This is a genomic window from Vreelandella sp. EE27 (assembly GCF_968206495.1).
Map to the genome: position 1 here is coordinate 3557869 of NZ_OZ309109.1, position 25563 is coordinate 3583431.

The following is a 25563-nucleotide window of genomic DNA, read 5'->3' on the forward strand; positions in this document are numbered from 1 at the left end:
TTGGAGAACGAATATGACGATCGTACTAGGCGCTATCGCCGATGACTTTACCGGCGCCACCGACCTGGCCAACAACCTGGTACGCGGCGGCATGCGCTGTGTGCAGGTGATCGGCGTGCCCGACGCCCTGCCCGACTTGCGCGATGTCGACGCGGTGGTCGTGGCGCTCAAATCCCGCTCCTGCCCGGTGAATGAGGCGGTTGCCGATTCGCTCGCCGCGCTCGACTGGCTGCGCAAGCTAGGGGCCCGGCAGTTCTTTTTCAAGTACTGCTCGACGTTTGATTCAACCGATCAGGGCAATATCGGCCCGGTGGCCGATGCCTTGCTTGATCGCCTGAAGGCTTCGCAAACCGTCCTGGTGCCCGCCTTTCCGGTCAATGGGCGTACGGTCTATCAAGGGCATCTGTTCGTCGGTGACCGACTCTTGAACGACAGCGGCATGCAGCACCACCCGCTCACGCCGATGACCGATGCGGACCTGGTGCGCGTGCTCTCGAAGCAAACGCCGCACGCCGTGGGCCTGGCCTCGCGTGGCGTATTGACCCAAGGCGCCGAAGCCACGCGCGACCACCTCGCCGCCCTGCAGGCGGACACCGTGCGTCATGTGATTTGCGACAGCGTGGATGATCGTGACCTGGAGGTCCTTGCCGAAGCGACCGTCAATTTAGCGCTGGTCACCGGTGGTTCGGGCCTTGGCCAAGCCTTGCCCGCGCAATACCGCCGGCAAGGGTGGCTGGACAAGATCACCGAGCCTGGCCGCCTGCTGCCCGCCTCGGGTAGCGCACTGGTGCTCTCCGGCAGTTGCTCCCGGGCAACGCTTGCTCAAGTGGATGATTTCCTGGCGCGCCATCCAGAAGGCGGCTTTGCGATCCATCCGCTGGATCTGTCAAACGGTGATACTCACTGGAACGAGGCCTTGGCATTTGCGCTTGCGCGTATCGAGCAAAACGCCCCGGTACTGGTGTATGCCTCCGCCGATCCGGAGAAAGTCAAAGCGGCTCAGAACCAGCTCGGCGTGGAAAAGGCTGGCCACCTGGTCGAAAACGCATTGAGTCAGCTCGCGGTATCGCTGGTCGACAAGGGTGTCGGCCGCCTGCTGGTGGCCGGCGGCGAAACCTCGGGCGCGGTGGTGTCCGCGCTGAACATTACCGCGCTTCGCATTGGCGAGCAGATCGATCCCGGCGTTCCCTGGACTCAGGCGACACTGGACGGCCATACGGCGCCGCTTTCACTAGCGCTGAAATCAGGTAATTTTGGCGGCGTCGATTTCTTCACTCGAGCGTTTGAGGTGTTGTCATGAGCACACACGAGCAGAACCAGCTACGCGAACACATCAGCTTGCTCGGAAAATCACTTTTCGATCGCGGCCTGACCATGGGCTCGAGCGGCAACATCAGCGTTCGCCTGGACGACGGCGGCTGGCTGATGACGCCCACCAATGCGTGTCTGGGCCGGCTGGACCCGGCGCGCATTTCACACCTGGATAAAAACGGCCAGCTCTTGAGCGGCGACAAGCCCACCAAAGAGCACTTCCTTCATACGGCCATGTATGACGAGCGGCCGCAGTCCGGCGCTATCGTACATCTGCACTCGACGCATTCGGTGGCCGTCTCGTGTCTACCCAACATCGACCCTTGCGACTGCATCCCCCCCATTACGGCTTATTACGCCATGCGCGTCGGTAAGCTTCCGCTGGTGCCTTACCATATACCCGGCGATGAAGCGCTGGGCGATGCGGTACGTGGTTTAGCGGGCCAACATAGCGCGGTTCTGTTGGCCAACCATGGCCCGGTCGTCGCCGGTAAAAACCTGGAAGCCGCCGTCTACGCAACGGAAGAGCTCGAAGAGACGGCAAAACTCTTTTTGCTACTTCGTGGCGAGAACCCCCGTATCCTGACGCCTGAACAGGTCGCGGCACTAGAGGCGCGGTTTCCACGCGACTGAGTATCAAGCGCGACTCCGCCCTTTTCTTCGAGGCGATAACGGCAGCGGCTCTTAAGCCCCTCTTGATCAACAAGTGGGGCTTTTTATGCGCCGTACCCCGGGATGTCGTGCGCATTGGTAATCCATTGTGGCGTATGGCTTTCCACGCAGGTACACCATAGACTGAAAGGTGGGCCATTATACCGCGACGCACCCCTCTTTTACCGATCATGCGCCCAAGGAAGGATTTCATGGCCGACGACGAACCGTACACCGATGGCGAGACGCCGCTTCTCTACATTCAAGAGCGACTCGATGAAAACGATACGCCGGCACTGAAGACCCTGTTCGACGATCTTGAAACCCTGGAAATAGCGCGCATCCTCGAATCCTTTCCCACCAAGACGCGTAACCTCTTGTGGGAACTCATCCCCGCTACGCTGATCGGCGAAGTGCTGGCAAGCGTCGATGAAGATATCCGCGCGGACTACGTCGAAGATCTGTCGATCAGCGATATCGAAAACATCGTCAGGGGCCTGGACGCCCAAGACGTTGCCGAAGTGCTCGAGGTGGCTGACGAGGACGTCAAGACGAGCGTTTACGCAAGCCTCGACGACAATATTCGCGCCCAGGTAGAGAACCTGCACGCCTACGAAGAGGATGTCGTGGGCCGCTACATGGACCCGGAGACGGTCAATGTAAAGCAGGGCGTTTCCCTCGAAGCCGTACAGCGTTATATCCGCATCCATCACCTGCTCGACGATGAGTCGCAGCAGGTGATGATCACCGACAAAGACAAACGCCTGCTGGGTACGCTGACGCTGATCGACTTGATCAAGCAGCCCCAGGACGCAGTGGTCGATGACTATATGGATGACTTTTTCACGCTCAACGATCAGATGAAAGTCAGCGACGCCGCTATTTTGCTGCGCTCGAAAGAGCTGCCCTTCGTCCCGGTGTGCGATAGCGACGGCTTGCTGGTGGGCCAGCTCAATGCGGCAGATGTTCTGGAAATCACCCAGGACGACGCTGACCTAACGCTGAAGCACCTCTCCGGCGTCAGCGACGAAGAAGAGGTGTTCACGCCCATCGTGCGTAGCGCCAAAAGCCGCGGCGTGTGGCTTGGCATCAATTTAATGACGGCTTTTTTGGCGGCGTTCGTCATCGGTCGGTTCGAAGCGGTGCTGGATCAAATCGTAGCGCTGGCGATTCTAATGCCGGTGGTCGCCAGCATGGGGGGAATCGCCGGCAGCCAAACGCTAACGGTGGTGATCCGTGGCCTGGCCCTTGGCCAACTGGCCGGTAATAACAAGCGCTGGCTTTATAACAAGGAGCTTTGGGTCGGCATGAGTAACGGCCTGGTCTGGGCACTGGTGGTGGGCGCTATCTCCTATCTTTGGTTTGGCCAGGTGCTCATCACCGTGGTCATCACGCTGGCCATTTTTATCAACATGAGTCTGGCGAATATCTCGGGCGTACTGATCCCCTTGGTCTTGAAGCGGCTGAAGATCGACCCAGCGCTCTCCGGCGCGGTTATCTTGACCACCGTGACCGATGTCGTCGGCTTTCTATCGTTTCTGGGCCTGGCGACGGTGATCATTTTATGAAGATGGGTACCCCCTTCACCTCGCGGGCGCTTTATCGAGCAAAGGCCGACCGCTGGTATTCGCCGTTATAGGGTGTTCTGACAGCTTGAATTTCTCCACGGCCCCCACCAGGTCGTGGGCCTGATCTTTAAGGCTTGCGGCGGCCGCGGCCGACTCTTGAACGAGCGCCGCGTTTTGCTGGGTGGTGTGATCGAGCTGGCTGATCGCCTGGCTCACCTGGCTAACGGCGGCGCTCTGTTCGCTGCTGGCACTACTGATCTCTCCCACGATATCGCTGACGTGCTGAATCGAGGCAACGATGTCTTGCATGGTAACGCCCGCCTGATCCACCAACTGAGTGCCTTTACCCACGCGCTCTACGCTGATACTGATCAAAGCCTTGATCTCTTGAGCCGCTTGCGCACTGCGCTGGGCCAAATTACGCACTTCACCGGCCACCACGGCAAAGCCGCGGCCTTGCTCACCGGCCCGCGCCGCTTCTACCGAGGCATTCAACGCCAAAATATTGGTTTGAAACGCGATACTGTCGATGACACCCACGATATCGTTAATCTGGCGGCTGCTTTCATTGATGTCTCGCATGGTCTGTACGACCTGCTCCACGACACCGCCCCCTTCCCGAGCGACCGTGCTGGCACTGGCGGCAAGCTGGTTGGCATTCATGGCATTTTCAGCATTTTGGGTCGCGCTAGAGCCCATCTCCTCGATCGAAGCCGAGGTCTGCTCAAGCGCCGAGGACTGCACCTCGGTGCGCTGGCTCAGGTCGTCGTTGCCCTGCGCGATTTGCGCACTCGCCGTCGCAACGCTTTCGGCGTTACGGCGCACATCGAACACCACCTGGGCAAGACTGGCGACCATCGACTTTTGCGCCATCAGCAGCTGACCGATTTCGTTTTGGGAGTCGGGTTCGATACTGGTCGATAAGTCGCCATCGGCGACGGCCTGGGACTGCTGAACGGCTTGGCCCAGCGGCCGGGTAATACCTCGCGTGATGACGACGGCCGCGCCTACCGATATCAGCACCGCTAATAACCCAAGTACCAGGGTCGACAGCATCGCCTGATAGTACCGGGCATCGCCATGTTCCATCCCCCGCTGCGCGGCGACGAGCTGCTCATCGATCAGTCGATTGATCGTCGCGCTTATAGGATCGATAGAGGCGTACAAGGCGCCATCGTGAGCGTCGAGTCTGCCCACGGCCCGCCCTGACATGGTTTGCAACGTTTGCTCGAGCCCATCCAACGCGCGGTTGGCTGGTTCAAATAGCGCCTGGGCCTGATCGGCTATCGCCGCCTCCTCGGCCGTCAGCGTCGTCGCTATATAAGCTTGCCAGCGATCGGCAATGACATCGCGGGCGCCATGAACCGCCTCGAGCGCCTCTTCGGCGCTCATCAAGCCTGCATTGGCCTTGTTAACGGCATCAATGACATCCACCGCATAAGAATCCGAAATCACTTTAAGATCCTGCAAGGGGACCACGCGATCATAATAAAGAGAACTCATGGTGTCGTTAATGCTGCGAAGGCTGAGCGAGTTCAAAAGCCCCGTAAACACTAAAAACAAGACAGGCACTAAAAACCCTAAACCAATCTGCTTACTAATAGAAAGGTCTTTGAATTTCATTATGTATATTCCATTAGGTGATAGAGAACTCAGGACGGGACATTCACTGAACAGTCGTTTTATAGGCGCCATTGCGGTTGAAGATCGAACGCTTCAAAGCGCTTTTTTATAGGCGTTTCCTTTTACTACCAACACCTTGAGGCCAGCCTGCTGAACGAACCAGGCTAATCAGCGGCGGTGCAGAGTAATACGATCGAGCTGACTGCCCCATGATAAAAAGCGGAGTTTCGTCGTCGATCACCCATTTCCGATATGTCTAAAAACGGCCAAAACCATTAAAACTTCAATTCATTTAATCTATTCAACTAAATAGCCAAAAACCATTAACACACTGATAAAAGTCGAAAATCAGTTCAAACAAGACGGTAAGGAAGTAATGACGTGTTACTATCCTCCGCCGAAAGCGAGTCGGGTGCCCGACTCGACTCTTTCACGACGCGTTGCAGACTTCACTTTATTAGACCAGGGTCCCCATGCTTCCCGATTACTCCACCACCGCCTGGATATTGATCGTTTTTGCCGTGTACCTCACCGGCGTCTCCAAGGGTGGTTTTGCGGGAGGGTTCGGCACGCTTTCGGTGCCGCTGATGGCGCTGGTGATCAGCCCGACCCAAGCGGCGGGACTGTTATTACCGCTGCTTTTGGTGATGGACGTCTTCGCGGTGAAAGCGTGGTGGGGCAAGCACGATATGGCAGAAGTGTGGCGCTTTCTGCCCGGGCTCTTTATCGGCGTGGCGATCGGGACGCTGCTGTTTGGCAGCTTGAGCGATCAGGGCGTTCGGCTGGTACTGGGGCTTTTATCGCTGGTGTTTGCCGTTTACATGCTGTTAAAGCCGGTCGCCAAAAAGCCCATCTCCACACGCTGGGCTCTGCCCGCGGCAAGTGTGTGCGGGTTCACGAGCTTTATCGCCCACGCCGGCGCACCGCCGCTCAACGTGTATCTGCTGCCGCGCAAACTTGCCAAGGAGACGTTCATTGCTACCTGTGCGGTGGCGTTTGCCATCGTCAACGCCATCAAACTCGGACCGTATCTGTGGCTGGGCGAAGTCAACCTGACCAGTGCCTGGGCCTCGCTTTTACTGGTACCGGTGGCGTGGGTGGGGGTGCGCAACGGGCTTTGGCTGCAAAGCCGAGTGAACGATGTACTGTTCTACCGGCTGGTCATCCTGGCCATGCTACTGGTGGGCACCAACCTGATCGTGCAATCCCTAAGCGCTTAGCACTAAGTTTCCAGGCCCGAATGAGCGCATCTACCGGGGCGTAAGCGCGACAGAGTGCCTGTACCTTTCGCCAATTGACGCAAACGAGCGGCGGCCTCATTGTCACGACACGCGCGCCCGAAGAATTGACGACGCTTTAAATCAGCGGCTTTCGACTAATTTTAAATAGCAATTTCTGCTGTATAGAGAAGACGTTATAGCGTTTTAACGACGACGCAAGTCCTTTAAAAGTATATGCTTTCGTGAGGCCATAATAATCGCTTATTGCGCTGAGCATTGCATATGGAGAGAAGATGAAGAGCCATTCAGTGGCTAACGGCACGCTCTATGCAGCGCTGTCGGAAAAGTTGCCCAGCTTTCTAAGCAAATCACTTTTGAATACGGCCTCGTTGCCGTCGATGCCGGCGGTCGCCATGCAGGTGCTGGAGGTCGCGCGCATGCCGGACGCGTCGCTCAAGGAGTATGCCTGTGTCATCGAACACGACCCGGCGCTTACCGCGCAGTTGATTGCGGTGGCGAATACGGCGCATCTCGTGCGCGCGCCCAACCCGGCGCAAACGAGCCTTGAGGCCACGCAGCGCTTGGGCACCGACGCGACGCTGGCGGCAGTTTTGAGCTTCGCACTTTTTAAAGATGACCAAACCAACGAGATCGCCATACCGGTCTGGCAGCGGGCCATTACCTCGGCGGCGATTGCAAGCCAGCTTGCCCGAACGCTCTGCCCCGATTATCTGGGCCAGGCGTTTACCGTTGCGCTGCTGCAAGACATTGGCATTTTGGCGCTGCAAATGGCTTACCCCGAGGAAGCGACCACGCTCTACACCCAGCCCGACCGCTCTCACATGCGGCTCGCCAAGGAGGAGCGCCAGCGCTTTGGCTGCGACCATACGCTGATTGGCGCGTGGCTGGCGGCCAAGTGGGGCCTGCCGGAAAATATCGTCACCGCGATCGACGAGAGCCACGACAGCGTGTTGGCGAAGGCCCCGTTCGACATATGCGTCCGCTTTTCAGGCCCGCTGGCGGATGCGTGGCTATCGAATACCCCGGCTCAGTCCTTTGCAACGTTGCTTTATGAACTCTCTGCCTCGGATACCGAGCACGTGGTCTTGCTCGAATCGCTGTTCCATCGAATGCATCAGCAAATCAATCTGTTAAGCGACCTACTCAAGCTGGCCGTGCCGTTGCCTATCGATAGCCAGGAAGTACTGAGCGAGGCGAAACAGCTGCTGTTTCAGCACGCTCTCGCTATTAGCGCGCGGCTGGAGGCACAGCAGGTGAGCTTCAGACAACTGGAGCATCAGCACGACGCGCTGCTCGAGCGAAGCCGTATCGACCCTCTCACGCAGTTGGCCAATCGCGCCTGGCTCGATGAACAGCTTCAGATGCGCTTTACCCTGTGCCGTCAGAAAAACCGCACCCTGTCCGTGGTATTCATCGATCTTGACCACTTCAAAAAGCTCAACGACCAGCACGGCCACCGCGCCGGCGACAACGTGCTGCAGCGCTTTGGCAAAGTGCTCGCTTCGCTGGTCGACGCCTCGGATATCGCTGGGCGCTACGGCGGCGAGGAGTTTCTCATCATCATGCCCGATGAAACGGCGCAAAACGCCGAGCGACTCGCGCACCGCATCATGGCGTTACTCGAAAAAGAACCCATGTTCTACAGCGGCGAAACCCCACTTCATATCTCCGTCTCCATCGGCATTGCCTGTGTGCAAGACGGTGTCTTCGACAACGAGCACGAACTGATCGCCGCCGCCGACCAGAGCATGTACCACATCAAGCGCGCCGGGCGCAGCGGTGTGGCAATTTATGGGCGTTGAGTGGGTACTCAGCCCGTCATTGCCCGGGGCAGATAAAGCGCGATAGCCGGGAAAAGATGCATCATCGCAATAGCGAGCATCATTAGCAGGAAAAACGGTACCGTGGCTTTGGTTATTGTCAGAATATCCTTGCCGGTCAGGCTTTGAATGACGAACAGGTTAAACCCAACCGGCGGGGTAATCTGGGACATTTCTACGACGATGACCAGATAGATACCGAACCAGATCAAATCAAATCCCGCAGCGCTAATCACCGGCATGATGATGGCTGTTACCAACAAGATTAGCGAAATACCATCCAGAAAACAGCCCATTATCAGCAGTAACAGGGTCAATGCTACCAATAACATAGTGGGCGACAGCCCCATTTCACTGATCACCTCCGCCAAACGCATGGGCACCTGAGTAAAGCCCATGGCCGACGTCAGAAAAGAGGCCCCGGCGATGATAAAGGCGATCATGCAGGCCGTGCGTACCGCAGCGAAGAGTGAGCCGGTGAAAATGTCACGATCGAATTGGCCGTTGATGCGCGCGATGATAATCGAAAGCACGACTCCTACCGCAGCGGCTTCCGTGGGTGAAGCAAGTCCCCCGTAGATGGAAACGATGATACCGCCAATCAATAAAAGAATGGGCAACAGGGCCAACGTATTGCGCAGTTTCTCTTTCAAACACATGTCGGATTCATCGGCGCCGGTCAGCCCCGCTTTTCGCCCCTTGAGCAACGACCAGAGCACCAGGTAACTCATAAACAGAGCCAAAATCATGAGCCCCGGGCCAATACCCGCCATAAAGAGCCGCGAGATCGACTGTTCGGTCACCACGCCGTAAACGATCAGGACGATCGAGGGAGGGATCAAAAGACCAAGCGTCGAGGCGCTTGCAAGAGTGCCGATCGCCATATTGCTGTCGTAGCCACGCCGCTCGAGTTCAGGCAACGTCATCTTGCCGACCGTGGCACAGGTAGCGGCTGAGGAGCCGCATACGGCGGCAAACATCCCACTACCAATGATATTGGTATGCAACAGACGTCCGGGGAGTCGGTTTAGCCAAGGCGAAAGCCCACGAAACATGTTGTCGGCCAAGCCGGAGCGAAACAGTATTTCGCCCATCCAGATAAACATGGGCAGCGCGGTTAAATCCCATCCATAACTGGCGCCCCAGAAATCCGATGCCAGCACCGACCCGGGCGCAAAGGGACTGAAAAACTCAAGCGCTATCCAGGCTGTTCCCATGAGGGCAAAGGCGACCCACACCCCGCTTCCCAGCAGCGCAAAGAGGGTGACAATAGTAACCAAACTCAGTAGTAGCACGGGCTCTTCTCCAACGTTGTATTATTCATCGAGGCGCTCGAGCGATCGATATGCTGGGCCGGCGCGCTCATGCTACATAGCGCGAACACGAATGCTCAATGCATGTTGCCATCTTCGGTGGCAGTTGCCTCACGAAAGCGGGACGGGTCGCGTTTGGCAATACGGAGTGTAATGATCAGTGCTTCGGTGAGCGCCAGGCACAAAAGTCCTACCCCTATGATCAATACCGTTTGGGGTATCCAAAGGGGGAGCGATAAAAAGCCGGAGGAGACATCGTTATACTGAAGGCTTTCGCGCGCAAGCCCGACCAGGCTATAGCCCAGCGCAACACTGATGGCGAGAGCCACTACCAGCCCGAACACTTCAAACCAGACACGCACACTCGAAGGGAGCTTCGAGATCAGCAGTGTGACGCGAATATGAGCATGGTGCGTGAAGGTGTAGGCCAGCCCCAGAAAGGTCGCTCCCACCAGAAGGTACCCCGCCATTTCGGAGACCCCGGTAATACTGATTCCCAATCGGCCTTGTCCGATCAGGACCAAAAGCGCATCAATTAAACGAAAAAGTACCTGGAGTGTAATTAGCGTACAGATAGCGATCATGCACGCCGCTGCGCCCCACGCCCCAAGGCGATAGAGCTTATCAAGTTTGAATACCATGGTGCGCTGCCTCACTAAAACGCGCGAATGTGAGGAGACGGCGCTTCGCCGCCTCCTGTACGACAGGGCTTAGTTATTAATCTGTTCGCGGTACTCGTCGAGTGCCTGTTCGGCATCATCGTCGGCGCGCGAGAGCCAATCCTGAAAGAGCTCATCCCCGGCCTCCTGCAAAGCAGCGGCGATATCCTCATTGGGCTGAGACACCGTAATGCCATTCTCTTCAAGCGCCTCAAGGCTCTGCTGGTTGTCTTCGCGGCTTGACTGCCAGCCACGCTCTTCAGCTCGCGCAGCGGCCTCCATCAGGGCCTCTTGGGTTGGCTCATCTAAACGATCAAAACTGCGCTGACTAATGAACACGATATTTTTGGGGAACCACAAAGTGGCATCGGTGTAGTGGGAGACGTAGTCCCAAGCCGTCATCGCATTGCCGGTAGAGCTCGAGGTGATCATGGCGTCCACGCGTCCGGTGCTGAACGCTGTCGGGATGTCCGACTCTTCGGTCTCGGTGGGGCTGCCGCCTAAAAACTCGATGAACCGCTGGGTATTGATATTTGGCGCGCGAACCCGAAGCCCTTCAAACTGCCCAGGGTCGGCCAGTTCTTCGGCGGTATAGATCCCCTGGGCCGGCCAAGCTACCGCGTACAGGGGCATTAACCCCTCGGCAGCGAACAGTTCGGTCATCATGGGTTTGGTGGCTTGCCACAGCGCAAACGCCTCGTCGTAACTGCCAGCTACGCCGGGCAGGGTATCCACTTCAAAGATCGGATCGTCGTTAGAGAGAACCGATAAAAACACCTCACCAGCGTCGATCGTGCCACGTCGTACCGACGATTTGATTTCACCGTGAGATACCAGCGAACCACCGCTGTGTAAGGTGATCGTCAGCTCCCCATCGGTTGCCTCGGCCACATCTTCGGCGAACTGTCGGGTGTTTTGAGTATGAAAGCTTGCATCGCCGTAGGGCGTTGCCATGGTCCACTCATCGGCTTGCGCTGTAAAAGCCATCGTACAGGCGGAGACCAGCACCAGCGGTGTTGTGAGTCGCATACGTTGTTTCCTCTCTTTAGGCATCTTGTAGTGGTGTGTAGAGTGAAAAGACAAGGATTTGAACCCATTGACCGGTAAAACGTGAATAACGGGCTCTTCGTCAGATAACATCGTAGTACATCGCCAGCAGGTGCTTGGGTAGCGCAATACGATAAAACTGGCCCACCGCTGGCTCCAGTCGCAAAGCGCGCTCGACGATGTGAACTATTTACACTGCAAATTCGAGGCCAAAATACACAGCCAAGGAGTTAAGTATTGGTGTTTAGTGGCCAAATGTATGGCTCGCTTCAAACGGAAGTTAATTTGGACTCGCCGTCATGAACCACTCAAGCCGCATGCGCCTGCCGCTTCGCTTTATCGTATTGGCCATTCGATCATTGGACCAGGACCCATCGCCAACTATTTTTCTTATAAATGACATGGTGTTAGAAACCAATTACGAAACATTTGGGGAAAAACGATTGGTAACGTGAAGAGCCTTTCCCCTATATTGGTGGAATTTTCATTACATACGATCAACAACGCTTTACATAAAATTGGAGACGTCATGGCCCTCCCTTTGCTCAACTGTGACATGGGCGAAAGCTTTGGCAACTGGACTCTGGGGCTGGATGCCGAGGTGATGCCTTATGTCGACTGCGCCAACATCGCCTGTGGCTATCACGCCTCCGACCCCCACGTCATGCGTCGCACGGTGGCGCTGGCCGCCCAGCACGGCGTGCGCATCGGCGCCCACCCCGGCTACCCGGATCTAATGGGCTTTGGGCGGCGCTCCCTGGCCTGTTCGGCGGCGGAAGTCGAGGACATGATGCTCTACCAGGCCGGGGCGCTGGCCGGGATTTGCCGCGCCGAAGGCGCCGAGCTTGCCTACATCAAGCCTCATGGGGCGATGTATAACGACATGGCCGCCAACCCGGAGCTTCTGGAAGGGGCGATGCGCGCCGTTCGCGGCTTCGATGCGCGCCTGCCGCTAATGGTAATGGCCACCGCCGACAGCGAACCACACCGTAAGCTTGCCGCCCAAATGGGCGTGACACTTTGGTTCGAGACCTTCGCCGACCGCGCCTATGACGCCAACGGCCACCTGGTTTCACGCCGCCTGCCCGGGGCCGTGCATCAAGAGCAGGCGAGCATCGTCGCCCAGGCCAAAGCGCTTGCCCGGGGCGAGACCCTCACCGCCCTCGATGGCACACCGCTTCAACTTCCCTGCGACACGCTCTGCGTGCACGGCGACAATCCAGAGTCTGTTGCGGCGGTGCAAGCCATTCGCGAGGCCTTCGACGCGATGGAATCGGCGTGAAGCTGCGTCTTGAAACCGCCGCCATGGAGGCGATCACGGTTCGTCTTTTTGACGCCATCGATGAGGCCAACATGGGCTGGATCATCGCCGCGGATACCGCGCTACGCCGTGCTTTCAGCGAGGCGCTGATTGATCTGATCCCGTCCTATACCACGCTGCTTGTGCACTACGACTGTCAGAAGCTCTTCTTTGCCGAGGCAAAGGCCTTGATCGAGTCTGCCCTGGCCGACCTGGCACCCGCAGATACGCAAAACGGTCAGCTCCACGAGATACCCGTCTGGTACCACGAAAGCGTCGGGCCGGAGCTCCCCCGCCTAGCCGAACGCGCCGGCATCAGCGTGGAGCAACTCATCGAGCGTCACACTAGCCACGACTACTGTGTCTTCGCTCTTGGTTTCGCGCCAGGCTACGGCTTCATGGGGTTGGTCGACGAAGACCTGGCCACGCCCCGGCTGCAAACGCCGCGCAAGCACGTCGCACCGGGCAGCGTCGGTATCGCCGAGCGGCAAACCGCCATTTACCCACTGGCCTCCCCCGGCGGCTGGAACATTCTGGGTCGCACGGCGGTACCGCTATTCGAGTACGCCAAGAAAGGCGAACCGCTTTTTCACCCCGGCGATAAAGTGCGCTTCAAATCAGTCTCCCAGGCGGACTTTGAAGCGGCCGGCGGCGATCCCACCCCGCTAAAGGAGCGCTCATGAGCCAGAAAGGTTTGATCGTGCGCCAGGCCGGCCCACTTGCGCTGATTCAGGATATCGGCCGTTTTGGCGTCAATCACTTGGGCGTGACGCAAGGCGGTGCGGCGGACTGGATCTCGTTTCGTTGGGCCAACTGGCTACTGGGTAACGTCCCCACTCAGGCAGCGCTCGAGGTGGTGATGGGCGGCAATCTAACGCTGGAAGCCGAAGAGGACGTCACACTGGCGCTGGCCGGCGCCGACCTGGACGCCCACATCGACGATACGCCGCAGGCCCCCAACGCCTCCTTCACTCTGCGCGCCGGGCAGCGTCTGATCTTTCGTCAGCCCAAGGCCGGGCTTCGCGCCTACCTCGCCTTTCCAGGCGGGCTGCACGCTCCCGAGGTGCTGGGCAGCCGCGCCTGCACCGCGCGTGAACAGATGGGCGGGCTTCACGATGACGGCAAGCCGCTGCAAACGGGCGACCGCCTCACCTGGTTTGGCGGCAAGCTCGCCTCACGCGTTTTGCCGCAGGGCACGCAGCTACCGCTGCCCATCTCAGGCAACCACTTACCGATGGTACTGGGTGCTCAGTCATCCCACTTCGCCGGACAAAGCCTTTATAACGCCTTCAATCAACCCTGGACGGTCGACCAGCGCGCCGATCGTATGGGGGTTCGCCTGACCGGAGCGCCGCTTCAAAGCGCGCTGTCGGGTATCGTCTCGGAGGGCATTCCCCTGGGCGCGGTCCAGGTGCCGCCGGACGGCCAACCCATCGTGCTGATGAACGACCGCCAAACCATCGGTGGCTACCCACGTATCGGCGCGCTTACCCCCAGCGCCTGTGCGCTGCTCGCCCAGTGCCTGCCCGGCACCGAAGTCCGGCTTCAACCGATAAGCGCCACCCGGGCACAGCTTTTATATCGAAAACAGCTCGCAGCATGGGTGTGAACTTGCTAGCAGCAAGGGGGTAACGGATCCAGGCACGGGATATTCATCTCGTACTTGCTCAAGCCATCGGCAACAAGGCCCGGGGTGGTCGCGCCCCCGGGTACGCCATCAGGGCAGAGCGCCCGGGCAAACTGCTCCTATAAGCGCCTCAATTTAAAACGATTAACAAAAAAAGCCACATAAGACCGGAATGACGTTGGCCAGTGTTACGAGGGGTTGAATGGCCAAAGAATGAAACAGCCCCACCCTACCGGGCAATTTTTTGCTCAAGCTTCGCGCTTAGTCGCCGTTAATAACGCCTGTCACAACACTAAACACAATTCTCTTTCGATCACGCTGCGTCGCTGAGGGGCAGCAACGGTCGTTTCTCGATTTATTGGGGCTATCAATGAACACGCTTTATCGCCTATCGTTAACGCAAAAACTGCTCTTCGCAGTGGCGTTACCCTTATTAGCCGTTGCCATCGTGCTGGGCGTAGTCGTCAACATGCAACTTAATCAGGCGATTCCTTCACTGATCAACAATACCGCTATGCGCCAGGTAGACGCGCGGGCCGATGAGGTCAGTCGATGGATCAATGGTTATCGCAGTTGGCTCAACGTATTAGCGCAGGATGAACGCCTGGCGCAGGGCGCTCCGCTTGCTTCACACGTTGACTGGCTCGCCAAACGTCATGTGTCGGATGGCACCATCGAGTCATTGTTTGTCTCGGATACGGCCGGCAATACGATTAATCAGGAAGGTATGCCGCTTAATATCGCCGAACGCCCCTACTTCCAAGCGCTGGTAGTGGATGGCACCGCGGATAGCCTGCTTCTCGACCCTTTCATCTCCAAGGCCACCAATCAACCGGCCGCCTTGATGGTCGAGACGATATTCGATGAGCGCGGCAACCGGATGGGGCTACTGGGCGTCGCCCTTTCACTCGAATCTTTGACATCTATCACTTCTGAGATCGAGGTCGGTGAAGGCAGCTTCGGCTGGATGCTCGATAGCCAAGGGCGCGTCATCGCTCATCCGGAGGCGTCTTATCGCCTTGCGCTTAACTACACCAGTGGCGATCAAACCCATGGTTACGAAGGCTTGAACGCGCTTGGCACTCAGATGCTGGGTGGCCAGCCAGGCTCGGGCCAAGCCACCATGCCAAGCGGTGAGCATAAAACCCTAATGTGGAACCCGGTCGACGATACGGCTTGGGTGGTGGGCACTACCGTGCCCGCCGCCGTGTTTACCGGCGTAACCCACCATCTATTGCTCTCACTGCTGGTGGCGGGCCTAATTCTCTTTGGGCTATTGCTGGTCGTGGTCGCTTTCGCCGCTCGCCGAGCGCTTGCCCCCATCCGGCATACCGCCAGCGCCATGGCGGATATCGCCCAGGGCAAAGGGGATTTGACCCGCCGTCTGGAGGTCAAATCCCAGGACGAAGTGGGCGATTTGGCAAAAGGCTTCAACGCCTTCGTGGAGCGGATGCAGGAAACGCTTCAGGAGGTACGCCAAAACGCGCAGACCGTGCTGGCCGGCGCCGGCGACATCGCGGACGGCACGCAGGAGCTCTCTACGCGTACCGACCAGGCAGCGGCCAACCTTCAGGAAACCTCCGCCTCGATGGAGGAAATTCACTCGACGGTCGCCCACACCTCGCAAGCTTCCGAACAGGCCAATGGCTTGGCTTTCGAGGCGTCCGGTGCATCGCAACGTGGCAACGAGTCCATGCGCCAGATGCAGACCAAAATGCAGGCGATTACCGAGTCCTCTCACAAGATCAGCGATATTATCGGCTTGATCGACTCGATCGCCTTTCAGACCAACATTCTGGCGCTCAATGCCTCGGTCGAAGCCGCCCGCGCAGGCGAACAGGGCCGCGGTTTTGCCGTCGTTGCCAGTGAAGTGCGCATGCTTGCCAGCCGTTCGGCTACCGCCGCTCAGGATATCCGTGCCCTGATCGATGTGTCGGTGGGCCACACCCAGGAGGGTAACCAGATCGTTTCCGCGGCGGCTCAGCAGATGGAAGAGATCCATCGAAGCATCACCCAAGTGACCGACGTCATGGGCGAGATTGCCGCCGGCGCTCGAGAACAAACGGCGGGCATCGAGCAGGTCAACACCGCGGTGGCGGAAATGGACACCATGACGCAGCAGAACGCCTCGATGGTCAGTCAAAACGCCTCGCTGGCCGCGCAAATGCGCGAGAATGCCCAGCGTCTGGATCGGCTGATGAGTGATTTCGTGTTGGGTAACGAAACCACCTCCTTCACATCCCCCTTGCCGTCTACGCAGCGTAGCGCCAGCGCGCTTCCAAAGCCCGAGCACTCTGCCGCCCCGCGTGCTGCTCGCCAGGATGTTGCCGAATGGGAAGAGTTCTAAGACGTTTCGCCTCTCACCTGACACTCGCCTGTAAAAAAACCCGCGATCCTGGATCGCGGGTTTTTTTATCATCGGCGTTAAACGGTCGGCCCACCGGCGAAAGCCAAGTGTTGAGGTGCTCTGCTGACCACCATCAAGCCGTTATTCGACACCACGCGCAAGGTAGGTCGAGAAGGCCTTATCGCCGTTTTTTAACGAGCACGTCGTTGACCGCGTCTAAAAACGCTGCGCGTGATGCAGCGTGAGGCGCCGTCAACAAACTTCCCCCCACAAACAACAGCGTTGCGACAAAAATCCCCCAGATACCTGCCGGTAAGCCCAGTAGCGAGTTTCCCGTCGCGTACATCGCGAGTACGAACATACTGGTCCCCAGGATGCTGGCCAGTGCCCCAAATGCCGTACCACGTTTCCAATAAAAAGCCCCCACGATGGCTGGCACCATGGCCACCAGCCCGGAGGAGGCGGCCACGGAAAGCACCGCAATCAAATCCAGCTGGAGTTCGGCAAAGCCCAGCGCCAGCAGCGCGATCACCGGCACGACCAGCTTGCCGACCAGCAGTTGGCGCTTCTCGCCCGCGCCGGGCCGAGCGTGGGTATAAACGTCGCGGGAAAGCATCGAGGCAAGCGTCAGCATGATGGAATCGATCGTGGAAACCGCGGCGGCCAGAATACCGACCATCACGATCACGCCCAGCAGTGGCGGCACGAGACCGGAGCCGAGCAGTGTCGGCGTGGCAAGGTCAGCGCGTTCGAGGCCGGGAAAAGCCACCAGCGCGGAGAACCCCCATAGCACCGATACCAGGGTGTAGATCAAACCGAACACCATGAAGCCGATCAGCATCTGGCGCATGGCAGTGAGCGAGGCCGGCATAAAAAGGCGTTGGCTCACCTGGGGGTTGGAGAGGCTAAAGAAAAACCAGGGGATGCTTAACCCCAAAAAGGTGGTCAGGCTAAAAAGCCCCGGCCCCGGTACGGTGAGCGCCTCGGGGTGCTCGCTCGAAAGCGTTGCGAAAAGCCCACTAAAGCCCCCCAGCCCTCGAATGACCAACAGCGCCACCAGCGTCGAGGCGACGATCATCACCAGCGCCTGCAGCGAATCGGTCCACATGACCGAGCGAATGCCGGCGATGTAGGAGAAGAACACCGCGATCGCCGTGGCCAGCATCACCCCGGTAGTGAAGCTCACCGCCCCGCCAGACATGCCCTCCAAAAGGTAACCCACGCCGGCCAGCTGTACCGCCGAATAGGGGATCAAAAAAATACAGCTGGCCACCGACATCGAAAGCGCCACGTACTTGCTGTGATAACGAAAGCCCAACATCTCGCTGGGCGTGACGAAACCGAACGCGCGACCCACTGCCCAGAAACGCGGCCCGAAAATCGCCACCAACGACACGCCGGCAAAATAGATGATCTCAAAACCCAGCGCCCCGACGCCCCCCGCGTAGGTCAGCCCGGCCAGCCCCACCATCATGAAGGCGCTGTAGGTCGTGGCACTATAGCTAAGCGCGGACACGAACCCGTTCATCTGCCGATTGCCCAGAAAATACCCGGACATGCTGTCTACCCGCCCCTGGCGGGATAAAAACGCGATCACGACCGATGCGACAAGATAAAGCACGATGGCGACCCATATCATCGACTCAGTCACCGTCGTACTCCTTGAATCCTTGGGTGATGAAAATATTCAGCACGATCACCAAAAGCCCGGCCCCGCTCCAGAACAGAAAGCTGCCGTACCAGGCCGCTACGTGAGCCAACACGGTATAAGGCACCAGACAGCACAGTACGACCACTGCCCAAACGGCCCATATCCATTTTTCGCGCGCCATGATGTACCTCTTGTTGTATTGGCGATATCGACCTATTGCCCGCCTTGAAACGCCACTGACAGGCAGACAAAGCATTTCAGCATACTTTGCCCTTGCCAACTCTTCTGTCAAGAAAGCGTGATGCTTTACACAAGTTTGCGTTAAAAACACCGTCAAAACATCAGGACATTACGCCAGGTGCTCTGCCTTACGCGCATTGGGCGGCCAAAGCGCCTTCCCGGTGCCCGGCATCGGCTTAATTACGTGCATTTAAGCCGGGTATTTCACGCCTACCCTTTCAAGCACTTCTGATACTTTATGACCAGACAAGCCGTTGTCGACTAATATTAATGAAGGGCAACGACTCACGATAATGAATGACTTGCCGGGTAGCGTCTGGCAGGTCTTTAAAGAGTTCGCCGTGGCCCTTAAAAGATACCGCCTTATGACTGGTTTTACGCTTTTAGAGCTTTTGGTCGCGCTGGCCGTGTTGGCCTTGCTCGCGGCGGTGGCGTTTCCCAACTTCGCTCGGCTGATCGAGACAAACCGTGTGGTGGGCGCCACCAACGAGTTCAAGACCGCGCTGAATTTCGCGCGAAGCGAAGCCGTGCGGCGTAACCGAAGCGTATCGCTGACCCCGCTAACGGGCGGCTGGGCGTCCGGCTGGGAGGTCGTCGACCCGAGTGGCAACTCACTGCGCCGCTGGCCGCAGTCGCTTGAAAACCTGAACGTCGCGGGCGCCCCGTCTTCCATCCGTTTTAATAGCCTTGGGCGCTTTACCCACCCGATCACCGGGCCCCTTTCCCTTCAGCTTGGCAGCCAGGCGCGCTGTATTCGCCTGGAGCGCAGCGGCCTCTCGCGGGTACAGGGCTGCGGTGAACAACGCGCCACCGGGGGTCCATGAAAAACGCGCAGCGCGGGGTGTCGCTTTTAGAAGCGCTGATTGCCATGCTCATCATGTCGATTGGGCTACTTGGCGTGGTCGCGCTGCAAACCCAGGCGCTCTCGCAGCAGCGAAGCGCCTATCTGGAAACCCAGGCCACCAACATGGCCCAGGACATGCTGGATCGTATTCGTGCCAATAAAGAGGATGCAAGGGCCTACGCGCTGACCCCGGGGCAGCCCTCGAGCGGCAGCGGCCTGGTGGCCAGCGACACCCAAGGCTGGGTGCGTGACCTGGCCGACGTACTGCCCCAGGGCCTGGGCGAGGTCGTGGTGACCCCGCCAGAGATAAGCGTAACAGTGAGCTTTGAAGAGCCGTCCTCCCCCGGTGAACGGCGCCGCATCCAACTGGTTTCGGAGCTTTAAGATGCGCGATCGCCGCCTTTTTCCCTCGCCCAGCGCTTCGCCGCCCCAGGCAGGCTTTACCCTGGTCGAGCTTTTGGTGGCGATGGTGATCGGCGTCATGGTGGTGCTGGGCGCCACGCAGCTCTTTGTCGCCTCCCAGCGCAGCTACCAAATCACCACGGCGCTGGCCAATATGCAGGATACCGGGCGGTTCGCGCTGGAAACGCTCTCCCGGGAGCTTCGTCACGCGGATTTCACGGGGGGCTGCGCCGCTAGCCAAACCACTGTAGACGACGCCGTTCGCCCCGCCGTAGCTCTCCAAGGATTTAGCCATCCGCCCGAATCGCGAGACGAGGCGGTGTCAGACTCGCACAGCATCGCGTTTCGCGGCGGGCCCGTACAGGGCACCGCCTACTACGAGATCGAGGATCCCTCCAAAGTGCTTCCCGAGGCTTACAAGGGTCACCTCGTCCTCCTTCAAGGGCTACAAACCTGCGCGCTTTTTTATAATGCTGCATCAATGCCAAGCGGCTGGCCCGCGTTTGAAAACACGGATTACTTGCAGGGCAACCCACTGCTGATGGCGCTGGACAGCGCCACTTACTACCTGGGCGCCGATTCCAACAACGACGATACCCTCTCCTTGATGCGTCTGGATACCAGCACCCCCACGCCGCGCAGCGAAGTGCTGGCAAGCCATATCGTCGCGCTGCGCGCACGCTTTCTCGTCGATGATGCGTACCAGGCCCCCGACAATATCGAGGACACCGACTGGAACGCGGTGCGTGCCGTACGTATCAGTCTGGTCGTACAAAGTGAGCGCGATGACTTGCGCCCGACCTCTACCGTCATTGAGACCGGCAACTTCGATGATGAAGCGTTCACCGGCAGTGCGGGACGTCTTTACCAAGCATTTACCACTACCATAACCCTGAGAAATCGGTCATGAAGCGAGAGTGTGCTTATCCCGCGGGCCAGCGCGGCATGGCGCTGGTGCTGAGTCTGATTTTTCTCGCCATCGTGACTCTGGTGAGTTTGTCATCGATGCAGGGGTCGATGCTCCAAGGGCGCATGGCCGCCAATCAGCAGGATTACAGCGTGGCCCTACAGGCCGCTGAGGCCGCCTTGAAGGAGGCCGAACGCAGGCTCCAGCAGGGCATGGAGCCTTCCAACGTCTGGTCCCCCTACCCGGCCAACGAGGCTGGGCGGGACTTCAAGGCCCGGTATCGCGTTAGCCCCGATACGGTCAGGATCGTCGGATCCCGCGCGACCAGCGAAAGCGTCGAGATGCTCGAGGTCCTTTACAGGATCGAGGCCGAAGGGACCGGCCAATCGGCGCAGACCCACGTCGCCCTGGAAGCTTTCTTTGTGCGTGAACAGCGAGTAGAGATATGAACAAACGCCATTACCATCGCACTCTCTGCACTGTTTTGGTCGTCCTTGGGGTCGGCTTGGCCGTCGCGCCCGCCTGGGGCGGGACGAGTTTTTATCCTCCCTCATCCCCCACAGGACCGACCGATCCGCCCACCGAAGAGCCAGAAGACGCCGAGACCGAAGAGCCCGAGCCCGATTCGCCGATCGATGGGGGCGACGACGAGGCCAACGACGACGATTACGAGATCCCCAACGACGAGACCGGCCTGGCGAACGCGCCGCTCAACGTCGTAAGCCAGGTCGCTCCCAACATTCTTTTGATTCTGGATAACTCAGAAAGCGGCCAGGAGGGGCTGGATGGTCGCGTGGCAATCGGCCGCTCCACGGGAAATCGTGAAAATCTACCCGCCTGTCAGACCAACACGTTCGACGCGTCCCAGTGTCCTGCCGGGGCGCGCTCACCGCTGAGCAAATCAAGCATCATGAAAAGCGTGGGACGCGAGCTGATCAATCGCTATCGGGGCGAGGTCAATTTGGGGCTAATGGCCTATCAACAGAATCCGGCATCCAGGGACCGGAACAGCTTTGCCAGCGGCAACACCGTTCTCTGGCGTCTAACCGAGCGAGCCCTGGACGTACGCTACTCAACGAATTCCAGCCCCAGCTGGTACAACCCGAATTTCGATGGTGCCTGGAATGCAACAACCAAACGCTATCGGACGCGGCTGCCCAATAGCAACATCCACGCATTTTTCAATGTCGGCCTCCCCGGTTATTACATCATCAACAGAACCAGACTATCGCCGCCGGACGCAAGCGATGATCGAACCGAGTACTGGGCAAACACCGGTGTGAGCGCAAGCGGCGATCAGAGCATCAACCGTTATCTTCGTATCCTTCAAGGCTCGAACGGCCTGTCCTACTCGGACTACGACGGTGCAGCTCAAATTGCGCTTGTCGACAGCATGCGCCAGCGCGGCATTCCTAACTGGGGTCAAAACATTCTCTCCTTACAGCTCAACCAGTTGGAGTGGCGCACCACCTCCTCACCCGGGCTTGGCTATCTGCACGTGCCCATAGGCGGGCTCAATACAGATGGCTCGATCGACAACGCCCACTGGAGTCGGATTCTCACCAAACTGCAGCCGCAGCGCCACGACTGGAACGGCAGTGGCAACCCGATGATCGACCCCGCCTGGCCGTTGCTCGCGACCGGGCTTACCCCCATCGAAGGCACCATGTACACCGCGCGGGACTATTTCGTTAATAACGGCAGCCGGGGTAGTGCCTTCAATAACGACCAGGGGTATCGGTCGGGGATCGGCATTCCCAACATGACCAACTCCACGGCCCAGCAGTGCCTGGTCAACGCCAACATCTGGCTCACCGATGGTCTACCCTCGGTGGATCGGCGTGGCAATTCGCTGGGTAACAACGTAAGCAGGGCGCTGGCGGATGCCCAGAACGCCATTCGCCGCCTTTACGACGATACCGCAAGTGTCCTACCCAACCCGGTGCGCACCTACGTGGTGGGCTTTAACCTGCCGCCGGATATCAATAATCTACCGGGAGTTCCCGACGACCCGTTGGGCGAGCTGGCCCGCGCCGGCGGCACCGAGCGCGCCTATTTTGCCGACGACGAGGCCTCACTGAGCCAAGTCATGCAGCAGGTGCTGGGGAGTATCATCGCTGCCTCGCAGTCCAATACGTCTTCGGCGGTCAACAGCGATACCTTCGACCTGGAAAGCGACAACCTGCTCTATAGCGCGGGCTTTCGCAGCGACGGGTGGTCGGGCCGACTCACCGCCGCCGCCATCGGACCCAACGGCGAGCGTACGCCGCGCTGGAACGCCGAGACCCAGCTTGCCAGCCAAGCGGGTAACAGGACACTGCTGACCTCCCGCCAGCCGAAGGAGGGCCCACGAACCGGCGCACTGCTAACGCCTGCGACCAGTGGGTTCACCCAAGCCGAAATCGACTGGTTCCAAGGGCTCGAGCATCCTTCGCTGCGGGCCCGCCCATCGCCTTTGGGGGACATTATCAATGCCAACCCGGTGGTGCTACCCGGTAACGGCACGCGCGCCCCCCTGCTGCTGGTGGCCGCCAACGATGGCATGCTGCATGGCTTCAACGCAGATACCGGGCGCGAACTGTTTGCCTATCTGCCCGCCGAGCTCACCCAAGGCGAGTCGCCGCCGCTTCGCGAACTGACCCAAAAAGGCTACAGCCACCGCTACTTCATGGACGGCACCCCGGCCGCACGAGAGGTCAACATCGAAGGCGGCCCCGAGGCGGTCGTCGTCGGCACCATGGGCGCCGGCGGACGTACGGTCTTCGCGCTGGATGTTAGCCAACCCGGCCGCATGAACGCGCAAAATGTGCTCTGGGAGTTTCGCCGTCCCGAACTGGGTAGCGGCGTGAGCAAGCCCACTATTACTCAGCTTAGCGACGGCCGGTGGGTCGCCATTTTCGGCAATGGCTACAACAGCGCCAGCTATCAGGCCTCGCTCTACGTGGTCGACCTCGTCACCGGCGCGACCGTTGATCGCCTTAAGGCCGGCGAGGGGAACGCCGACACGCCCAACGGGCTCGCCACCCCCACGGTCACGTCCTGGCCTGATTTCGTCAATGGCGCCCGCTTTGCCTATGCCGGGGATCTTGCGGGCAACCTGTGGCGCTTTTCGCTGACCGGCAGTGGCACCGCCACCAAACTCTACGCGGGCTCGCCGAGCCAACCTGTTACCACGGCGCCCGCCGTTACCTTAAGCGGCAATACCCGCAATGAGCTCATGGTGCTGTTCGGCACCGGCAGCTATTTTCGAAACCAGGACGTGGGTCATCAAGGCGTCCAACAGCTAATCGGCATTCGCGACCAGGTGGGCCGCTCGACCGAAATCAAAAGCTCTCAACTGCTCTCCCAAACTATTACCGCCTCGGCCTCTCAAAACGGTCTGAATGTCCGCGCAACCACTAACCGGGCGCTGACGGGCGGTCAACCGGGATGGCGGTTGGAGCTGCCCGCTGGCGAGCGGGTCATCGCCTCGCCATCGCTTTCTAGCGGCCTGCCAAGGCGGGTACGGTTTTCGACCATGCTACCGGATGATTCGAACCCCTGTGGCGGCGAGCGTACGGGCTACTTTTTATCGCTTTTGGCGGACACCGGTGGTAGCGGCAGCGCCACCCTTTTTGATTTGAACGGCGATGGAAACATCGACAGCGACGCCAGGCTGGGTGACGATGCCATTGTGGGCGTGCAGATAGGCAGCGGCGAGCGGTTGGTGGGGGTTAAAAACCCGGACGGCCAGGAAATTCTCTTCGTGGGCAACCCTGGCGAGCCCAGCGCCTCGCCGGACGGCAGCGGCTCATTAGCGGTCAGTTCAAACGATGCGCCACTGGGTCGCCGCTCCTGGCGCCAAGTACCCGGGGAATAGCGCAGGCAGCTCGACCCAAAGCGCTCGCGGCTCACCAGGACCGCACGGTCCACTGAACCAGCCGGGCGACGAGCGGGCGCACCACCAAAATGCACAAGAAAGCGGCCGGCATCGCCACCCGGTAGGCTTGCCATACCCGGCCCATGAACCCCGGCTCCCAACCGCTGTTAACGGCGGTAATCACCAGCGTCATCAAAAAAGCCATGATGGATGACATGTAAAAAGCGAACACCAGCGGAGTAAACTTCGGGTGCAGCTTGCGCGCCGCCAGCAGGCGTTGCTCGGGGAAAATTTTTCGAACCATCACCACGGCCTTTATCGATTTAGCAAGCCGGCTACTTTACGCGTTTAGCGCCGGTGGGTGAAAGGCCCCTGTGCCGGGAGTAGCGCTTATCCGGCATCGCTTCACGCATAGGCGGTGGAGGAGACCTTCTTCCGCTCCAGGCGCCCTAGCTGGTAAAGGTCGTTCAGGTAGAAATCCAGCTGCCCGATCAGGTAATTCAGCGGTATGAGCAGAAAAATCAGCACCATCAGAATGACCGGCTCGTTCAGCCAACCAAGCGAGGGAGTGATGACGGGATAAAGCAGCGTGTAGATACTCATGCCGCCCAAAAACTGGGCAATGAGGCTGTTGACTATGACCAGGCCGATAAAAAGCGGCCGCCAATCGCGCCGGGGCAACGCCATGCTGCCCACAAGCGGAAGACGCGCGCTCAAACGGGGGCCAAAACGCAGCTGTGAGCGACGACGCAGTAGCGCCATGGCGGCTTCATCGTCCTCGCGCTCGAACGCCTCCCGGGCCAACGTCTTATCGAACTCCGTTCCCAGCGCCGTTTCTACCGCCTGATCGAACTCCTGGCCACCGCTTTCCCGGTCGCGCTCGGCCGCCGCCTTGAGTGATTCAAGGCGCGCCCGGTCCTTCATCGAAAGCTTCTTGTGATTATCGAAATTGATGGCGTAGTTGACCGCATAGAGCTGATAAAGCGTGGCGGTGACGCCGATAAAGATCAAAGCGTAAACAATCGCACTAAGCATGGGCGGGCCTACTCATAAGATGGGTGGTTTAGAGTCAATCAAGCGTTACTTATATTTAACAATATCTGCGTCTATATTCGAATGTGGCATGAAAGCGCAGTCAAGCTAAGCTACCATA

Annotated in this window: 22 protein-coding genes; 14 read left to right on the top strand and 8 right to left on the bottom strand. The window is 58.9% G+C overall.

Annotated features, from left to right (window positions below; translation table 11 throughout):
* Positions 1-13: 13 nt before the first annotated feature.
* The 3 genes from otnK to mgtE all read left to right on the top strand — a co-directional run bounded on the left by otnK (position 14) and on the right by mgtE (position 3530).
* Positions 14-1300, top strand: a complete 1287-nt coding sequence (otnK, locus tag ACWHVV_RS16725; RefSeq protein WP_447927214.1) for a 3-oxo-tetronate kinase — start codon at positions 14-16, stop codon at positions 1298-1300.
* Positions 1297-1944, top strand: coding sequence for a 3-oxo-tetronate 4-phosphate decarboxylase (otnC, locus tag ACWHVV_RS16730; protein WP_447530125.1), 648 nt, complete (start codon positions 1297-1299; stop codon positions 1942-1944). The genes otnK and otnC overlap by 4 nt, the downstream gene beginning before the upstream one ends.
* A 230-nt stretch (positions 1945-2174) precedes the next feature.
* The gene (gene mgtE / locus ACWHVV_RS16735; RefSeq protein WP_447927215.1) at positions 2175-3530 is read left to right on the top strand and encodes a magnesium transporter; all 1356 of its coding nucleotides are present in this window, start codon (positions 2175-2177) and stop codon (positions 3528-3530) included.
* A gap of 15 nt (positions 3531-3545) precedes the next feature.
* Here mgtE and ACWHVV_RS16740 read toward each other — a convergent pair whose 3' ends face one another.
* Positions 3546-5225: a methyl-accepting chemotaxis protein gene (locus ACWHVV_RS16740; protein ID WP_447927216.1), complete on the bottom strand. Its 1680-nt coding sequence runs from the start codon at positions 5223-5225 to the stop codon at positions 3546-3548.
* Positions 5226-5626: 401 nt separating this feature from the next.
* Between ACWHVV_RS16740 and ACWHVV_RS16745 the strand changes: the two genes are divergently transcribed.
* Positions 5627-6373, top strand: coding sequence for a sulfite exporter TauE/SafE family protein (locus tag ACWHVV_RS16745; protein WP_447927217.1), 747 nt, complete (start codon positions 5627-5629; stop codon positions 6371-6373).
* Between the two features lie 293 nt (positions 6374-6666).
* On the top strand, positions 6667-8196 hold the full coding sequence (locus ACWHVV_RS16750; RefSeq protein WP_447927218.1) for a sensor domain-containing diguanylate cyclase: 1530 nt from the start codon (positions 6667-6669) through the stop codon (positions 8194-8196).
* Between the two features lie 8 nt (positions 8197-8204).
* Here the strand turns inward: ACWHVV_RS16750 and ACWHVV_RS16755 are convergent, their stop codons facing one another.
* The 3 genes from ACWHVV_RS16755 to ACWHVV_RS16765 all read right to left on the bottom strand — a co-directional run bounded on the left by ACWHVV_RS16755 (position 8205) and on the right by ACWHVV_RS16765 (position 11215).
* On the bottom strand, positions 8205-9509 hold the full coding sequence (locus ACWHVV_RS16755) for a TRAP transporter large permease (protein WP_447927219.1): 1305 nt from the start codon (positions 9507-9509) through the stop codon (positions 8205-8207).
* 95 nt (positions 9510-9604) lie between these two features.
* A complete protein-coding gene (locus ACWHVV_RS16760; protein ID WP_447927220.1) occupies positions 9605-10168 on the bottom strand; it encodes a TRAP transporter small permease in 564 nt (187 codons plus the stop codon).
* Positions 10169-10237: 69 nt separating this feature from the next.
* Positions 10238-11215, bottom strand: a complete 978-nt coding sequence (locus tag ACWHVV_RS16765; protein WP_447927221.1) for a TRAP transporter substrate-binding protein — start codon at positions 11213-11215, stop codon at positions 10238-10240.
* A gap of 547 nt (positions 11216-11762) precedes the next feature.
* Between ACWHVV_RS16765 and ACWHVV_RS16770 the strand changes: the two genes are divergently transcribed.
* The 4 genes from ACWHVV_RS16770 to ACWHVV_RS16785 all read left to right on the top strand — a co-directional run bounded on the left by ACWHVV_RS16770 (position 11763) and on the right by ACWHVV_RS16785 (position 16507).
* Positions 11763-12515, top strand: coding sequence for a 5-oxoprolinase subunit PxpA (locus tag ACWHVV_RS16770; protein ID WP_447927222.1), 753 nt, complete (start codon positions 11763-11765; stop codon positions 12513-12515).
* Entirely contained in the window at positions 12512-13216 is a 705-nt protein-coding gene (gene pxpB, locus ACWHVV_RS16775; protein ID WP_447927223.1) for a 5-oxoprolinase subunit PxpB, read from the top strand. The genes ACWHVV_RS16770 and pxpB overlap by 4 nt, the downstream gene beginning before the upstream one ends.
* Entirely contained in the window at positions 13213-14142 is a 930-nt protein-coding gene (locus ACWHVV_RS16780) for a 5-oxoprolinase subunit C family protein (RefSeq protein WP_447927224.1), read from the top strand. The genes pxpB and ACWHVV_RS16780 overlap by 4 nt, the downstream gene beginning before the upstream one ends.
* 388 nt (positions 14143-14530) lie before the next feature.
* Positions 14531-16507 carry a methyl-accepting chemotaxis protein gene (locus ACWHVV_RS16785; protein WP_447927225.1) on the top strand — a complete coding sequence of 659 codons (1977 nt, stop codon included), beginning with the start codon at positions 14531-14533 and terminating at the stop codon, positions 16505-16507.
* Positions 16508-16685: 178 nt separating this feature from the next.
* Here ACWHVV_RS16785 and ACWHVV_RS16790 read toward each other — a convergent pair whose 3' ends face one another.
* Both ACWHVV_RS16790 and ACWHVV_RS16795 read right to left on the bottom strand, forming a co-directional pair.
* Positions 16686-18158, bottom strand: a complete 1473-nt coding sequence (locus ACWHVV_RS16790) for a sodium:solute symporter family protein (RefSeq protein WP_447927226.1) — start codon at positions 18156-18158, stop codon at positions 16686-16688.
* Positions 18151-18339 carry a hypothetical protein gene (locus tag ACWHVV_RS16795; protein WP_447530141.1) on the bottom strand — a complete coding sequence of 63 codons (189 nt, stop codon included), beginning with the start codon at positions 18337-18339 and terminating at the stop codon, positions 18151-18153. The genes ACWHVV_RS16790 and ACWHVV_RS16795 overlap by 8 nt, the downstream gene beginning before the upstream one ends.
* A gap of 424 nt (positions 18340-18763) precedes the next feature.
* On the opposite strand from ACWHVV_RS16795, the gene ACWHVV_RS16800 reads away from it, so the two are divergent.
* From ACWHVV_RS16800 to ACWHVV_RS16820, 5 genes are read left to right on the top strand one after another with little or no spacing between them, the layout of a single operon-like run.
* Complete coding sequence (locus ACWHVV_RS16800; RefSeq protein WP_447927227.1) at positions 18764-19222, top strand: GspH/FimT family pseudopilin; 459 nt, start codon at positions 18764-18766, stop codon at positions 19220-19222.
* Positions 19219-19626, top strand: a complete 408-nt coding sequence (gene pilV / locus ACWHVV_RS16805; RefSeq protein ID WP_447894508.1) for a type IV pilus modification protein PilV — start codon at positions 19219-19221, stop codon at positions 19624-19626. The genes ACWHVV_RS16800 and pilV overlap by 4 nt, the downstream gene beginning before the upstream one ends.
* A gap of 1 nt (position 19627) precedes the next feature.
* Positions 19628-20554 (top strand): PilW family protein, encoded by a 927-nt coding sequence (locus ACWHVV_RS16810; protein ID WP_447927228.1) that lies wholly within the window; start codon positions 19628-19630, stop codon positions 20552-20554.
* Positions 20551-21000, top strand: coding sequence for a pilus assembly PilX family protein (locus ACWHVV_RS16815; protein WP_447927229.1), 450 nt, complete (start codon positions 20551-20553; stop codon positions 20998-21000). Before ACWHVV_RS16810 ends, ACWHVV_RS16815 begins: the two co-directional genes overlap by 4 nt.
* On the top strand, positions 20997-24410 hold the full coding sequence (locus ACWHVV_RS16820; protein ID WP_447927230.1) for a pilus assembly protein: 3414 nt from the start codon (positions 20997-20999) through the stop codon (positions 24408-24410). The genes ACWHVV_RS16815 and ACWHVV_RS16820 overlap by 4 nt, the downstream gene beginning before the upstream one ends.
* Before the next feature lie 31 nt (positions 24411-24441).
* On the opposite strand, the gene ACWHVV_RS16825 is transcribed toward ACWHVV_RS16820, so the two are convergent.
* Entirely contained in the window at positions 24442-24714 is a 273-nt protein-coding gene (locus ACWHVV_RS16825) for a DUF2798 domain-containing protein (protein WP_447927231.1), read from the bottom strand.
* A 101-nt stretch (positions 24715-24815) separates the two neighbouring features.
* Positions 24816-25445: a hypothetical protein gene (locus ACWHVV_RS16830; protein ID WP_447927232.1), complete on the bottom strand. Its 630-nt coding sequence runs from the start codon at positions 25443-25445 to the stop codon at positions 24816-24818.
* Positions 25446-25563 lie beyond the last annotated feature (118 nt).